The sequence below is a fragment of the Massiliimicrobium timonense genome (assembly GCF_002160865.1).
Classification (GTDB): Bacteria; Bacillota_I; Bacilli_A; order Erysipelotrichales; family Coprobacillaceae; genus Allocoprobacillus.
The window spans coordinates 139,699-154,198 of record NZ_NFLJ01000001.1; the positions used below are offsets into that span (position 1 = coordinate 139,699).

The window sequence follows — 14,500 nt, forward strand, 5'->3', positions numbered from 1 at the left end:
TGAGATGTTGAGGTGAGTTATGCGAAAAGTTGTTTTATTTATTGCGATGAGTTTAGATGGATATATTGCAGATCAGTATGGAAAAGTTGATTGGTTAGCTGGTCTAGATAGACAAAAAGATGCTATAGATACTTTTGAAGAATTTGTAAAAAATATAGATACTGTTATTATGGGGTGGAAAACCTATCATCAAATTATAACGGAATTATCACCAGAACATTGGGTTTATCCTAATCTAAAAAGTTATGTTGTCACACATCAACAGGTAACCTCTACTCACAATATAATTTTTACAAGTGAAAAACCACAAGACATTGTTTCTAAGTTAAAACAAAAACAAGGGAAGGATATATGGATTTGTGGTGGTTCACAAATGATTCAACCACTTTTAAAAAGCCAACTGATTGATGAATATTATATAACAGTGATTCCAATTTTGTTAGGGTCAGGGATAAGATTATTTCAAAGTGAATATTATTCTGTACCTTTAAAGTTAATTCATTATAGAGAAAACAATGGAATGATGGAATTGGTTTATGTACATAGAGAGGAATGAATGATATGGAAGATATGATACAATATGATTTTTGTAAGCCTTATTTGATGTTGGATGAGTATATTTTATGGAAAGGAAAACCAGAAAAAGGGCATTTGATTACAGGTAATGATGTTATTGTGAGTTTATTTGGAATTGTATGGTTGTTTTTTTGTTTAAATTTTATAAGAGCTATATTCATGCAGCCTACATTATTTTTGATTATATGGATGATACCTTTTGTTTGTGTTGGTTTCTATATGGCTTTTGGAAAAATAATTCAAAAGATATATTTAAGAAATAAAACATTTTATGTCATTACCAATAAAAAATTAATGATTAAAAAAGGTCGTAAAATACAAATATATAATGGAAATGATTTGCCACCAATGGAAATTAAAATTCATAACAATGGTCTGGGAACCATTATTTTCAGTGAATTTGTTTATACAGGAAGAAGACGTTATCATAGATATATTATGTTAGAAAATCTTATAAATGTTGTACAGGTACAAAATGCTATTGAAGTCATGAAAGGAAGTAAATCATGAAAGGAATTATTGTTTATGGGAGTCAGTATGGAACAACAAAACAATATGCCAAAGAATTATCTAAACAAACAGGATTACCAATAGAAAATGAACAAAATTTGGTCACAATAGATCATTATGATTTTGTTGTTTATTTAGGTGGTTTGTATGCGGGTGGATTAAAAGGTTTTAAAAACTTTCAAAAGAAAATTCATTCTAAGATAAAATTAATAGTTGTAACAGTTGGCTTAGCTGATGTAACAGATGAAGAAAACATTAAAAATATTAGACAATCTTTGAAGCGTCAAATACCAAAATCTTTGATGGCTACAACAATAATATATCATTTACGTGGTGGTATTGATTATTCAAAATTAAACTTTAAACATAAGACAATGATGAGTCTTTTGTATACAATGATTAAAAAGAAAGCACGAGAAAAGATGTCAGCTGAAGACTTAGCTATGATGGAAACATATCATAAGCAAGTCAATTTTGTTGATTTTGATATGTTAAAACCTATAATTAAAGATATTAATAATATGATAAAAGAGGATTTATGATGAAAAGAAAATATAAAAAGAAATTTGTAAAACTATTTGTTGCTTTGATTATTGCTGCTGGTGGTTATGTTGGTGTTGAATATCATCAATCAACAGTTTCTTATGCAAGTGATCTTGAAGATATTCCTGAATATGATGGGAAACCTTATGTGATTATTAATGATAATGAACCCTATTTTGATCAGGGTGATTTCACCACAAAATCTTTTGAAGAATATAGTCCATTAGATGATTTGGGGCGTTGTGGTGTTGCTTTTGCGAATATTGGAGAAGATATTATGCCAACCAAAGAAAGAGGAAGTATTGGGATGATTAAACCATCTGGTTGGCAAACAAAGAAATATGATTTTGTAGATGGAAAATATTTATATAACAGATGTCATTTAATTGGTTATCAGTTAAGTGGAGAAAATGCAAATGAAAAGAATTTAATCACTGGCACAAGATATATGAATACGGAAGGCATGTTACCTTTTGAAAATGAAGTGGCTGACTATGTGAAAGATACAGGAAATCATGTGTTGTATCGTGTGACACCTGTTTTTGAAGGAGATAATCTGGTGGCTGATGGTGTATTGATGGAAGCTATGTCAGTAGAAGATCAAGGATTGGATATTGAATTTAATGTGTTTGTTTATAATGTTCAACCTCAAGTAAAAATTGATTATCAGACTGGAAAAAGTTCACTTGAATAGGATGTATGATATAATAAAGAAAAGGAGGGATGTTATAATGTTTACAATTTCTAATTTTACAAATAATAACGATGTGAAAATCATTAATGAAAAAGGACCTTTTCAAATTATTGAATATCAACGTGATTTAAGTGTGATGCCTCATCATGCACAAACTGCTTATTTTTGTAGTGAAATGAATATTCGTAAAAGACAGGTTATTTGTGATATTAGTCAAGCTAATGTTGTGGTACAGGCAGGAGCCATGCAATGGATGGTTGGCAATGTCTATGCAACAACAGGATTAAAGGGTGTAGGTGATTTGTTATCTAAAGCGGTAAGAGGAAAAGTGACTGGTGAATCAGCAATTAAACCAGAATATACAGGAGATGGAGTTCTAGTATTAGAACCTACATATAAGCATATTTTATTGCTTGATCTTGATGAATGGAATCAATCTGTTGTATTAGATGATGGTTTATTTTTAGCTTGTGATGCAAAATTAAAGCATAAAGCTGTGATGCGTTCTAATTTATCATCAGCGACAATGGGAAATGAAGGGTTATTTAATCTTGGAATAGAAGGTTCTGGTATTGTATGTTTAGAATCAGAATGTCCACAAGAAGAACTTATTGAAGTGACTTTAAAAGATGATGTTTTAAAAATTGATGGAAATATGGCTATTGCATGGAGTGGAACTCTTGAGTTCAAAGTAGAACGTTCTGGAAAAACATTAGCAGGATCAGCAGCATCTGGTGAAGGCCTTGTCAATGTTTATCGTGGCACAGGAAAAGTTTTGATTGCACCAGTTGAATCAAGAAAATAGGTATAAAAAAGGATTGAAAACGAAACTTTCAATCCTTTGTTTTTTTACTTTAAGATTTTAAAATGATGTCCAGGTTTAATGAAATCTAACAACATTAATTCTTCAGGTTTTACAGTAGCTACTAAGTTACGTTCACCATCATTAGGAATTTCAGTTAAAACAATTTCAAGTTCACCACGATAGTGTGCTAAATTATCATTAACAATCAATACATCTCCACGTGTAAAGACTTTTTTACCGGGATCTCTATATGGAATAGATTGTGATTCTACATTCATTTGAGTATCTTTTCCCATGTTTCCATCTTGTACACTCTTTTTAGCTTTGAACCATACACGAGGTGATGAAGAACGTAACATAAATGATGAATGATCATAACGATCCCAATGAGGGGCAAAATCATACATGATTTCTTTTTCGTTTTGACTAATACCTTCAGCTTCATCCACTCTAATTTCAATAGCTTGTAAATTGACTTTAGCTAGAGCTTCTAATTCTTCATCAGTTGCTGGATAGTTTCCAATTAAAATATCATCAACATCTCCAGTTGCTAACATATAACGTGCTTGTAAATCAATTGGTAAGCCACGCATAATTTCAACAGTTGGTAAACCACAGAAAACTTGCCATGGCCCGATTGTATGTTCATTGTTACTAGAAACAAAGGCAGCAGTGTGCAAATTTAATTCTTTCCAATAACGATTATATTCCATAAATAAGTCAAAATCTAAACCAGTATAACGTTCTGGGAAGAAGTTATGACACATAGTGATTTGATCTTTATTACCACCATTGTTGATTAATAACTCTACACCCATATCCATACTGGCATTAAATTCAATTTTAATATTGTATGGATTACGTGTTAATTGAATATCACCTTGTGTCCCAAAGTTACCATCCATTCTGATAATATCTAATCCTAAATCAGCAAATGGTTTTAAATTACCAGGTGTTGCTCCAATTAAATCAAAAACTTGTGGATTTGTATCAGCAGCTACCTCAAATCCTAATTCATGAGCTTTTTTCATGAATTCTTTAAATTCAACCAAATAACTTTCTCTTTCTTCATCTGGAATTGATAAAAAACATGTAAAAATTCTACTGTAACCTAATTTTGCAGCTTTTTCCATGTATGCGTATACCTCATTCATTGGTGTTTTATCAGGGTATACAGAAATACCTAATTTGTGCATATTCATTTTCCTCCTTATAAAATCATTATAACATCTTTAGTAATAGACTTTAAGAAAAAGATAGAAAGACATTTAAAATTCACGCTTCTTATGAAAAATATATGGAGTAGGACTTCGCAAAATCATGGATTTATGATATAACAAAAGATAGAGAATGTAAGAAAGGAGCGAAAAATCATGAGTTTGGAAATATGTTTATCATTTGTGGTAACTTTCATATTTAGTTTAATTCTTGTTCCTATAGTAGGAAAAGTTTCAAAAAAACTTGGGATTATTGCTCATACGAATAAAAGAACCATTCATAAAGGAATCATTGCCAGAACTGGTGGTTACGCGATTTATGCTAGTTTTTTAATTGGGACAATGATTTTTTTGAAAACAGATATTCAAATTAATGCGATATTGATTGGTGGCTTTATCATTTTTTTAACAGGTTTCTACGATGATATTCATGACTTATCACCTAAATTAAAAATGTTGGGTCAGGTTATTGCGGCATTGGTTGTGATTATTTATGGAGATATTGTTTTAAAAGGTTTTACATTACCTTTTTTGCCAGACTCTATTTCCTATGCCTTGGCTATTTTAGTCACTATTTTATGGATTGTAGGAATCAGTAATGCGATTAATCTGATAGATGGATTAGATGGATTATGTGCAGGTATTTCTATTATTGTTTTAGTGACAATTTCATTAACCTCTTTAACATATGGACGTACGGATATATCATCGCTATCTTTGCTTTTGGCAGGTGCTATTGGAGGTTTTCTTGTTTATAATTTTCATCCTGCTTCTATTTTCTTAGGGGATTGTGGAGCTTTATTTATTGGTTTTATGATTGCGGTTATTTCATTACTTGGATTTGGTTATAAAAGTTCTTCATTCTTTACTTTAGGTGCGCCTATTGTTGTCTTAATGGTACCAATCATGGATACTTTTATTGCAATTATTCGTCGTAAAGTTCATCATAAAAGCTTTAGTGAAGCTGATCGTAACCATCTTCATCATAAATTAATGTTTTCTTTAGAATTAGGTCAAACTAAGAGTGTTTTGATTTTATACACTGTGACAGTTTTGTTTTCGTTATGTTCATATCTTTATTTATTTGATAAAGTAGGTGCAACTATTTTATTTGTAGCTTTAATGTTATTGTTTGAATTATTTGTAGAAGCAACCAATATGATTGATCGTAAGTATAAACCATTTTTAACAATTTTAAATATTTTTATTAAAAGTGAATATTTACCATCTATTAAAGATACAAAACCATATCAAAAGATTATTCGAAAAGCTAAAAAAAGATATGCTGTTATATTGATTATTGTGATAGGTATTGTCTTTTCAATGGTTTTTGTTTTAAATCATGAAGAAAAAGCTATTCCACAAAAAACGATAACTATAGAATATGTAGAATCTGAAAATGAAACAAGTCTTATGAGTGATATTTATAATCAGTTAGTAACAGCGATTAATCGTGGCGATAAAAAAGCGGAAAGACAATTAGTAGCGGCCTATTTTGTGAGTGATTATTATACACTATCTAATAAAGAAGAAGGGAAGATAGGTGGAATTGATTACTTCTATGCTGATAAAAAAGACGATTTTACAGCTTATGCTAAACAGGAATATTATAGAGATAATCAACAATATATCAATCCTCCAGAAGTTATCCGTTATGATATTTTGTCTAATGTCCCTTCTTATAAAGCTTTATCTGGTTTAGAAGATTATAGTTATTATGATGTGAAAGTTCAAATCACTTTTAATGAAGTGAATCCAATACTCAATGCTTTACAATATACGACGACTGTAACTTTGATTGAAAAAGATCAAAAGTTTAGTGTTGTCGCAATGGAGAGTGACAATGGATAAGTTCTTGTGGGTAGGACTAGGTGGAGCCATAGGATCCATCTTTAGATATACTTTAAGTTTATTGCCTATCAAAAGTTCTTTTCCAGTTTTAACATTAATCACAAACTTGCTGGGAGCTTTTATCATAGGAGTAGTTGTTGGCTTATTTGAAAAACAATATTTGTCTTCACAAATCCATCTCTTTTTAAAAACAGGGTTATGTGGAGGATTCACAACTTTTTCAACATTTTCACTAGAAACTTTAACATTGTTAGAAAATGGTATGATTTTTATGGCAATCATTTATGCTTTAATCAGTGTTGTAGGATGTATTATGGGGGTATATTTAGGAAAAATGATTGTAGGAATAAGGGCTTTTTAAAAGGCTCTTTTTTCTTTATTATTTGGAAATAATGGTATATAATGTGGATGTAAAAGTTTATGAATTTGTTGGTTGGAAATAGAAGTATTTCATGAAAATGGAAGCAGGTGAAAATCCTGAGCTGTCCCGCAGCCGTGAAAGGGAGTTAAAGCGTAATACCACTGGGAAACTGGGAAGGTGCTAAGACGTTGAACTTGAGCCGGAATACATGCCAACATCTTGGAATACACTTTACGGAGTATAAAGTCGTTCTAGTATCAATTTTAGGGTTAAAGACCTTATTTTTGTCTAGGAGAAATGGAGGACAAAATGAAGAAAATTTTTACAAGTTTATTAATGATGTTGATGTTAATTGTTAGTCAAGTTTTACCAACAGCAGCATTATCGTATGACGAAAGTTATACATCAGCAAAAGGTTATTATTCACAAAAAACAAGTTTCAATAGTTTTAGTGAATTATATGCTTATGAAGCCATTGGATTGGATTCTAGTGATTATTCTATTGATCATTTAATTTCTACTGACTATGCGTCTGAAATAGCACAATCTGTAATTGCTTTATCATTACATGGAGATAATCCAAAAAATTATAATGGTGTTAATTATGTAGAAATGCTAGAAAATTGTGTTCAATCAAACGGAGCTTTTGATAAAAAGAATAATTCAACATATGCAAATTTTCAAGTTTATGGAGTTTTTGCATTATATGTTGTTGATTCACCTAAATTGTCACTGGCTGCAGATTATTTAACATCTCTCATTGATGATAATGGGGCTTTTGGGTCAAGCTATGGCCCTAGTTTAGATATTACTTCATGGGTTATTGAAAGTTTGTCTTTGGTTGATAAAGACAAATATCAACCCACTATTCAACGTGCTATTGTGTATTTGCAATCTATGCGAGATGGACAAGCAGGATATAAAGATAGTTTTAGTGGTGTTAATGTGAACACACAAGCAAGTGTTATGACAGGTTTATTAACATATGATGCCAAAGGAGTTAAAGCAGGTACATATAATCAAAATGGGTATAATCCATATGACGTATTATTAAAATATCAAAATACTGATGGAAGTTTTTGGTATTCAACACCGGGAGAAGTGAATGATTATGCAACCGTTCAAGGGATTCAAACAATAGGGTATTATTATAATGAATCTGTTTATCAAAAAGCAAAACAGGATTATTTGGCTTTAGATGAAGTTATAGATACAGAAAAACAACCAGAAATAGAAGTTAAACCGGAAGTAGAAGTTGAACAAGAAGTAGAAAAGACAGAAACATCATCTTCTCAATCTCAAAAACAACCTCAAAAAGAAGTTGTAACAGAAACAACAAAACAAAAAGATGTTGTACAAACAGATGATCAGTCATGGTTATTTGAATATGGTTTATTATTTATGGGAAGTGGAATACTTTTATTGAAAGGAAGAAAGTATTTTGAATAAAACAAAGAAATATACACTTATTTTTATTGTATTATGTTTTATATTTATTGGGGGAGCAGGTATTTATCATACCTGCTTTGTCCCAAATCAAGAAGCAAAAGAAGTTGTTGAAAATAAAGAAACAGAAAGTGAAGTTAGTCAGCAAGTAGATGTATCTAAAGAAACATCTCAGCAAGATGAATCATCACAAGAAAAAGAAAAAAAGCAAACTTCTCAAAAGAAGGAAAAGAAAACAGAGCAAAAAACAGAATCTCAAACAACAAAAAAAATAGATGAAGATGCATCAAATCAAAAAACATCAGAACCTAAACAACAACCACAAGAAACTTTGGAAGAAGTTGAAGAAGAATCACAAATTGAAGAAGTGGCATCAATCAATGTGATAATTACAGGTGTTGATGGTGTGATGGCACAAGATTATGTTGAATTTGAAGAAGGAATGAGTGCTTATGATGCGTTAAAAATATTAGCCGATAATTATGAGATGACTGTTAAGATTTCAGGAATAGGACAAGCTGTTTATGTCAAAGGAATTAATGGTCTAATGGAGTTTGATTATGGTGGACAATCAGGCTGGAAGTATAAAGTCAATGGAGCTTATCCAAGTTTAGGTGCAGGTGCTTATATTTTAAAAGATGGTGATCAAGTTGAGTGGATCTATTCAACAAATGGGTAAGATTCAAGAAATCAGTTTAATTGGCATTTTAGCGGCAGTTAATATTGCTTCTCGCATTGCTTTACAGGCTTTACCTAATATTAAACCAGTGACTTCAATTATTATTATTTCAGTTTTACTTTTTGGATTAGCTTTTGGAATTAAACTGACATTGGTGACAACACTTGTATCTAATATGTATTTAGGTATGGGAATTTGGACTTTTTTTCAAATTTTAGCATGGATTGTGATTTGTCTGTTGACACAATGTATGGGTGATTTTTATAGAAGAAAAAATAAAAATCCATCACTTCTGGTAATGGCTGTTTTTTCTTTAGTGATGGGTTATGTTTTTGGTTTGATTGTATCATTGGAGCAATTTGTTATTGGGGGATTGCCATTATTTATTGTTTATTATAGTGCTGGATTATTATTTGATACGTTTCATGCTGTGGGGAATTTCTTTTTTTATTTAATAGGAGCACCCTTGTTGTGGAGAGTATTTAAAAAATATAGGAAGTGTTAAGATATTTCTTAGAGAAAATTTTAACATTTCCTATTTTTATAATAAGGGTTGAATTAAAAAATATTGGAGTACATTCAAAAGACCGGCTAATACCATGACAAAGATAGGATTCATTTTCCATTTCATTAACAGGAATAGACAAATAACAAAAATAACAACCATTTGGATTTTGAGGGTTTCTACTGCGATACCTAATTCGCCAAAAAAAGCAGTCATAATAATTGTTAAACCAGCACTAGCAATTAATGCAATAACTGCAGGTCTTAAAACATTTAAAATGGATTGTAAAGATTCCATTTGACGAAATTTAAGATAAAGCCATGCGATAATAGTGACAATAAGACAAGAAGGAAGAATACATCCTAAAGTCGCTATAATAGCTCCGGGTAGTCCAGCAATTTTTATTCCTACAAAGGTAGCAGAGTTAATTGCAATAGGACCAGGTGTCATTTGGGAAATAGTGATGAGGTCAGTGAATTCTGGAATAGTGAGCCAATGGTGTAATTCCACCACTTGATTTTGAATGAGTGGCATTGCAGCATAGCCACCACCAAAGCTAAATGCACCAATTTGTAGAAAGCTTAAAAATAATTGTAGGAGTATCATGATTTTACACGTCCTTTCCATAGAAAAGTTTTGATAAGCCCAATCATAATACAAATAAAGATAATATAGATAACGTTGATATTCAAAAAATAAGTGAGAATAAATGAAGAAATCATGATGAATAGAGAAAAAATATTTTTTTCGTGGAAAATTCCTGCTGCCATTTCAAATACAACTGCAGCAATAACGGCACCTACACCAGCTTGCATTCCTTCAAGTATTAAAGCTATGATGATATTTGTACGGAATATTTCATAACAAAAAGATATGAATGAAATGACAACAAATGGAGGAATGATTGTTGCGATCACTGAAACGATGATTCCTGCAATACCAGCTAATTTATAGCCTACAACAATGGCTCCATTCACTGCAATAGCACCCGGTGATGATTGTGCAATAGCAATTAAATCCAACATCTCATCTTCATCAATCCAATGATATTCACTAACAAATTTTTTTCGCATGAGTGTAACAATGACATAACCACCACCAAAAGTAAAAGCACTGAGATATAAAGTTGAAAAAAATAAAGTGATGAGTTTTTTCTTTGACATGAAATCACCTCCGTTATTATCATACAAAAAGTTGAAAAATATGTAAAATAATATTATTTTTATTTCAAAAGTTATACAATATAAGTAGATAGAAAAGTAAAATATTTAAAGAAATATATTTTCTTGTGTTGAAGAAAAAGTATTGTATTTTTGCAGTGAATATGATAGTATTGTTTTGCTAATGTATAAAGAAAAGGAGGTACGACAATGGTTTTAAATATTTTACTAGTTTTAGTTTCAATTGCTCTTATTGTTGTATGCCTATTACAAAGTGGAAAATCTGATGGTGTTGTGAATGCTTTGACTGGTCAAAGTTCTAACCTGTTTGCTCATCAAAAAGAAAGAGGAGCTGATTTGGTTTTAACACGTATTACTGTTGGACTTGCAATTGCATTTTTTGTTCTTGCAATCTTAATTAGAATGGGTTAATCATTAGGGCACTTTGATGTGTCCTCTTTTTATTAATTGGATAAACTAAAAGTGAGGTGATTAAGATGAAGGAAGAAATATTGAATTTATTGGCTGATCGTAGTTATACAAGAAGAAAGATTCAAGAATTGGCAGAATACTTTCATATGACCGATACTCAAGATTATGTTTCGTTTATTAAATTAATAAATGAGATGGAAAATGAAGGACTGATTATCAGAAGTCGTATTAATGATTATTATTTGATTAATCAACTTCAATATTATAAAGGTGTTTTAGAATTAAATAAACGTGGTTTTGGGTTTGTAAAAGTAGATGAAGAACGTGAATTTTATATTCATGATACGAATATGAAAGATGCTTTAAATCATGATGTTGTTTTGATTGAAAAAGTCAAATCACATGGAAATCGTGAAGAAGGGCGTGTTGTTCGTGTTCTTCGACGTGGACAAATAAGATATGTTGGGGAAGTCAAAAGAGGGCGTAAAGAATATATTATCAAAACAGATGATCCTAAATTTGATAAACCAATTATTGTGGATATGGCTCATGCACATGGAGCTATGCCAGGGCATAAGGTTGTTGTAGAGATAAAAGCTTTTAAACCTCAGATTAAAGGGGATATTGTTAAAATTATTGGGCATCGTAATGATCCGGGTGTTGATATTTTATCTATTGTTCATGCTCATGATGTAGATATTGAATTTCCTAAGGAAGTTTACGAACAAATTGAAAATATATCAGATGAAATTGATCCAAGTGATATAGAAAATCGTGTAGATTTAAGAAATGAATTGATTGTGACTATTGATGGTGACGATGCTAAAGATTTGGATGATGCGATTTCGTTAAAAAAATTGGATAATGGTCATTATCAATTAGGTGTCCATATTGCTGATGTGTCTTATTATGTGACAGAGGGTTCGCCTTTAGATAAGGAAGCTATTAAAAGAGGAACATCTATTTATTTAGTTGACCGTGTTATTCCTATGTTACCACATAAACTATCTAATGGTATTTGTTCACTGAATCCAAATACTGACCGTTATACAATCAGTTGTATTATGGAAATAGATAAGCATGGAGAAGTTGTTAATCATGAAATTGTTCCATCTGTTATTCATTCTTCTTATCGTATGACATATAATAATGTGAATAAGATATTAGATGGTAATCAGGATTTACAAAAAGAATATGCACCAGCAATTCCTTTATTCTTTTTAATGCAGGAGCTGGCAACTTTGCTAAGAAAAGTGCGTGATGAACGTGGAGCTATCGATTTTGATGTTGATGAAGCAAAAGTTATAGTGGATAAAACAGGGGAGCCTACTGATGTTGTTTTGAGAAAACGTGGTGCTTCTGATAAGATTATTGAAGAATTTATGCTGAAAGCTAATGAAACAGTAGCACAACATTTTAAATGGATGGATTTACCTTTTATTTATCGTGTGCATGAACAGCCAAAAGTTAAGAAACTGCAACAGTTTGTATCTATTGTCAAACCTTTGGGCTATACTATTAAAGGTTCTCTGGAACATGTTTTTCCTAAAGAATTGAATATGATTATTAATGCTTCTAAGGGAACGGATGAACATGTTATTGTTTCGACATTGTTATTAAGATGTATGCAAAAAGCAAGATATGATGCACAGTGTTTAGGACATTTTGGTTTGGCAGATGAATATTATACACATTTTACTTCACCTATTAGACGTTATCCAGATTTGTTAGGACATCGTTTGATTCGTACTTTCTTGTTTCAACATAATTATCAAAAGACTGCTCATTTTGAAGAAGTGATTCCTGAATTGGCAGAACAGTCTTCTTTTAGAGAAAAAGAAGCTGTTGACATTGAACGTGAAGTGAATGATATGAAAATGGCAGAGTATATGTCTAAGCATATTGGGGAAGAATTTGAGGGAATGATTTCTTCTATTACTTCATTTGGATTCTTTGTTGAATTACCTAACACAATAGATGGTTTAGTACATATTACTGATTTAACAGATGATTATTATCATTATAATGAGGAACAGATGACTTTGATAGGAGAAAGAACGGGTAAAACTTTTAAAATTTCTGATAAGGTCAAAGTTAAAGTTGTTGCCTGTGATAAAAAAGAGCGTACAATTGATTTTGAAGTTGTGGGAATGGAATCAAGAAAGAAAAAAACAAAAATAGTTAAAATTAATGATAGAAAAGTAAAGACAAAACGTACAAAAAAGGGTAAAATAAATAAGTCTAATCATAGAAGGACAAGAAGACGTAGATAAAAGGAGGCGATATGCATGAAGATTGTGACTCAAAATAAAAAAGCTTTTCATGATTACTTTATTTTAGAAACTTATGAAGCAGGAATAGAGTTAAAAGGGACAGAAATTAAATCTGTGCGCAAAGGTCATGTGAATTTAAAAGATGCTTTTATTCGTTTTAAAAATGATGAAGCATTTATTGAAAATATGCATATCGCTCCTTATGAACAAGGGAATATCTTTAACCACGAACCACTTCGTAATAGAAAATTGCTGCTTCATAAAAAGCAGATTAAGAAATTACAAAAAGAAGTGAAAGAAAACGGATTAACAATTGTTCCGACAAAATTATATTTTAACACCTCTAAACTTAAGGCAGAAATTGCTTTGGCTCGAGGAAAGAAGTTGTATGATAAACGTCAGGACTTAAAAGCTAAAGACGCAAAAAGAGATATGGAAAGAGCATTGAAAAATGCTTATTAATGGGGGCGTCTTGGATTCGACAGGGGTCAGTTTGAATGAAATTGCAGCCGTGGGCATACGTTAATTGCAAACAAAAAATATCTGGAAACAGACAACAATTATCTTTCGCTTGCTAGTCGACGTTAGACTTTAGCGAATATCAGCCTATAGCATACCTATGGCTATAGAACTGGTAACATATCTTATAGGTTAAGGGTATAAAGCGTCTGGATTTATATCACGAAAATGTACAGAATCGCTAAGTGAAAGACTGCTTGTGGATCGTAGCTTAGTTAAATTTATTCGACAAGATAAGCTGTAGAAGTTTCATATGGGACGGCTTTTGGACGCGGGTTCGATTCCCGCCGCCTCCACCAAAGAAAACAATAACCGCTAAAAACATTGATTTTAAGCGGTTTTTTATATTGTTTTATTGAAAATTATATCAAATAGCCACAGTTAGCCATTTTTTGATAGTAAAAAAAGTAAAAGATATCAAAATATAATATTGAGAAATGATATCAATTGATTCATGTTAATAATTTTCGATTAAATGTGTGTATGTAGGCTATGAAAATTCTAGTATAGTATTTGATATCATGTAAGAAACATATTATTCGTATAAATAATATAGTAATTTATTGAAAGTTGATAAGATTATTTGAGATATAATTTTATACTACATGTATAAAAAAGAAGAATAAAGTTATTTAAAGTTGTATTAATAAAGTTAAACAAAAAGAAATATTTTATATTTTAATAGTGGTTATAAAAAATTTTAAACTATAAAATATCATTTTTTGTTGATTATAAAAAGGAAAATTGAATTTGTAGTATTTCCTTTGTCTAACTATGAATAAAAAAAACGAAAAAAAGTAAAAAAAAGACTTGCAAAGGGGAGGAATAGATGATATTATAGATGAGCACTCGAGAGAGAGGGCGACAGGAACATTGAAAACTGAACAGTAAACACGTCAATAGAAAAGAAAGAAACAAGAAGAGTCAAG

16 protein-coding genes, 1 other RNA gene and 1 riboswitch are annotated in these 14,500 nt (G+C 30.9%); of the genes, 14 read left to right on the top strand and 3 right to left on the bottom strand.

Annotated elements, in window-relative coordinates; genetic code table 11:
• The first annotated feature begins 19 nt into the window (after nt 1-19).
• From B5E75_RS00695 to B5E75_RS00715, 5 genes are read left to right on the top strand one after another with little or no spacing between them, the layout of a single operon-like run.
• The gene (locus B5E75_RS00695) at nt 20-556 is read left to right on the top strand and encodes a dihydrofolate reductase family protein (protein ID WP_087356898.1); all 537 of its coding nucleotides are present in this window, start codon (nt 20-22) and stop codon (nt 554-556) included.
• A 5-nt stretch (nt 557-561) separates the two neighbouring features.
• On the top strand, nt 562-1,086 hold the full coding sequence (locus B5E75_RS00700) for a hypothetical protein (protein WP_143746934.1): 525 nt from the start codon (nt 562-564) through the stop codon (nt 1,084-1,086).
• A complete protein-coding gene (locus B5E75_RS00705) occupies nt 1,083-1,628 on the top strand; it encodes a flavodoxin domain-containing protein (protein ID WP_087356900.1) in 546 nt (181 codons plus the stop codon). Before B5E75_RS00700 ends, B5E75_RS00705 begins: the two co-directional genes overlap by 4 nt.
• On the top strand, nt 1,628-2,323 hold the full coding sequence (locus B5E75_RS00710; RefSeq protein WP_087356901.1) for a DNA/RNA non-specific endonuclease: 696 nt from the start codon (nt 1,628-1,630) through the stop codon (nt 2,321-2,323). The genes B5E75_RS00705 and B5E75_RS00710 overlap by 1 nt, the downstream gene beginning before the upstream one ends.
• 37 nt (nt 2,324-2,360) lie before the next feature.
• Nucleotides 2,361-3,128 carry an AIM24 family protein gene (locus B5E75_RS00715; RefSeq protein WP_087356902.1) on the top strand — a complete coding sequence of 256 codons (768 nt, stop codon included), beginning with the start codon at nt 2,361-2,363 and terminating at the stop codon, nt 3,126-3,128.
• 44 nt (nt 3,129-3,172) lie between these two features.
• Here B5E75_RS00715 and B5E75_RS00720 read toward each other — a convergent pair whose 3' ends face one another.
• On the bottom strand, nt 3,173-4,324 hold the full coding sequence (locus B5E75_RS00720) for a DUF871 domain-containing protein (protein WP_087356903.1): 1,152 nt from the start codon (nt 4,322-4,324) through the stop codon (nt 3,173-3,175).
• Nucleotides 4,325-4,501: 177 nt separating this feature from the next.
• On the opposite strand from B5E75_RS00720, the gene B5E75_RS00725 reads away from it, so the two are divergent.
• The 5 genes from B5E75_RS00725 to B5E75_RS00745 all read left to right on the top strand — a co-directional run bounded on the left by B5E75_RS00725 (nt 4,502) and on the right by B5E75_RS00745 (nt 9,187).
• Complete coding sequence (locus B5E75_RS00725) at nt 4,502-6,196, top strand: MraY family glycosyltransferase (protein WP_087356904.1); 1,695 nt, start codon at nt 4,502-4,504, stop codon at nt 6,194-6,196.
• A complete protein-coding gene (gene crcB / locus B5E75_RS00730; RefSeq protein WP_087356905.1) occupies nt 6,189-6,557 on the top strand; it encodes a fluoride efflux transporter CrcB in 369 nt (122 codons plus the stop codon). Before B5E75_RS00725 ends, crcB begins: the two co-directional genes overlap by 8 nt.
• 52 nt (nt 6,558-6,609) lie before the next feature.
• Nucleotides 6,610-6,787: riboswitch (cobalamin riboswitch) on the top strand.
• A 79-nt stretch (nt 6,788-6,866) separates the two neighbouring features.
• Nucleotides 6,867-8,006: a prenyltransferase/squalene oxidase repeat-containing protein gene (locus B5E75_RS00735; RefSeq protein ID WP_087356906.1), complete on the top strand. Its 1,140-nt coding sequence runs from the start codon at nt 6,867-6,869 to the stop codon at nt 8,004-8,006.
• The gene (locus B5E75_RS00740; RefSeq protein WP_087356907.1) at nt 7,999-8,682 is read left to right on the top strand and encodes a DUF4430 domain-containing protein; all 684 of its coding nucleotides are present in this window, start codon (nt 7,999-8,001) and stop codon (nt 8,680-8,682) included. Before B5E75_RS00735 ends, B5E75_RS00740 begins: the two co-directional genes overlap by 8 nt.
• Nucleotides 8,654-9,187, top strand: a complete 534-nt coding sequence (locus tag B5E75_RS00745; RefSeq protein WP_241146591.1) for a hypothetical protein — start codon at nt 8,654-8,656, stop codon at nt 9,185-9,187. The genes B5E75_RS00740 and B5E75_RS00745 overlap by 29 nt, the downstream gene beginning before the upstream one ends.
• Nucleotides 9,188-9,223: 36 nt before the next feature.
• On the opposite strand, the gene B5E75_RS00750 is transcribed toward B5E75_RS00745, so the two are convergent.
• Together B5E75_RS00750 and B5E75_RS00755 are read right to left on the bottom strand one after the other, a co-directional pair.
• Nucleotides 9,224-9,793 carry a chromate transporter gene (locus tag B5E75_RS00750; RefSeq protein WP_087356908.1) on the bottom strand — a complete coding sequence of 190 codons (570 nt, stop codon included), beginning with the start codon at nt 9,791-9,793 and terminating at the stop codon, nt 9,224-9,226.
• Nucleotides 9,790-10,350: a chromate transporter gene (locus B5E75_RS00755; RefSeq protein ID WP_087356909.1), complete on the bottom strand. Its 561-nt coding sequence runs from the start codon at nt 10,348-10,350 to the stop codon at nt 9,790-9,792. Before B5E75_RS00755 ends, B5E75_RS00750 begins: the two co-directional genes overlap by 4 nt.
• 207 nt (nt 10,351-10,557) lie before the next feature.
• On the opposite strand from B5E75_RS00755, the gene secG reads away from it, so the two are divergent.
• The 4 genes from secG to ssrA all read left to right on the top strand — a co-directional run bounded on the left by secG (nt 10,558) and on the right by ssrA (nt 13,870).
• The gene (gene secG, locus B5E75_RS00760) at nt 10,558-10,779 is read left to right on the top strand and encodes a preprotein translocase subunit SecG (protein ID WP_087356910.1); all 222 of its coding nucleotides are present in this window, start codon (nt 10,558-10,560) and stop codon (nt 10,777-10,779) included.
• A gap of 65 nt (nt 10,780-10,844) precedes the next feature.
• Nucleotides 10,845-13,052 (top strand): ribonuclease R, encoded by a 2,208-nt coding sequence (gene rnr, locus B5E75_RS00765; RefSeq protein ID WP_087356911.1) that lies wholly within the window; start codon nt 10,845-10,847, stop codon nt 13,050-13,052.
• 15 nt (nt 13,053-13,067) lie between these two features.
• On the top strand, nt 13,068-13,514 hold the full coding sequence (smpB, locus tag B5E75_RS00770) for an SsrA-binding protein SmpB (RefSeq protein WP_087356912.1): 447 nt from the start codon (nt 13,068-13,070) through the stop codon (nt 13,512-13,514).
• Nucleotide 13,515: 1 nt separating this feature from the next.
• Nucleotides 13,516-13,870, top strand: a transfer-messenger RNA (tmRNA) gene (ssrA, locus tag B5E75_RS00775).
• The last annotated feature ends 630 nt before the right edge of the window (nt 13,871-14,500 follow it).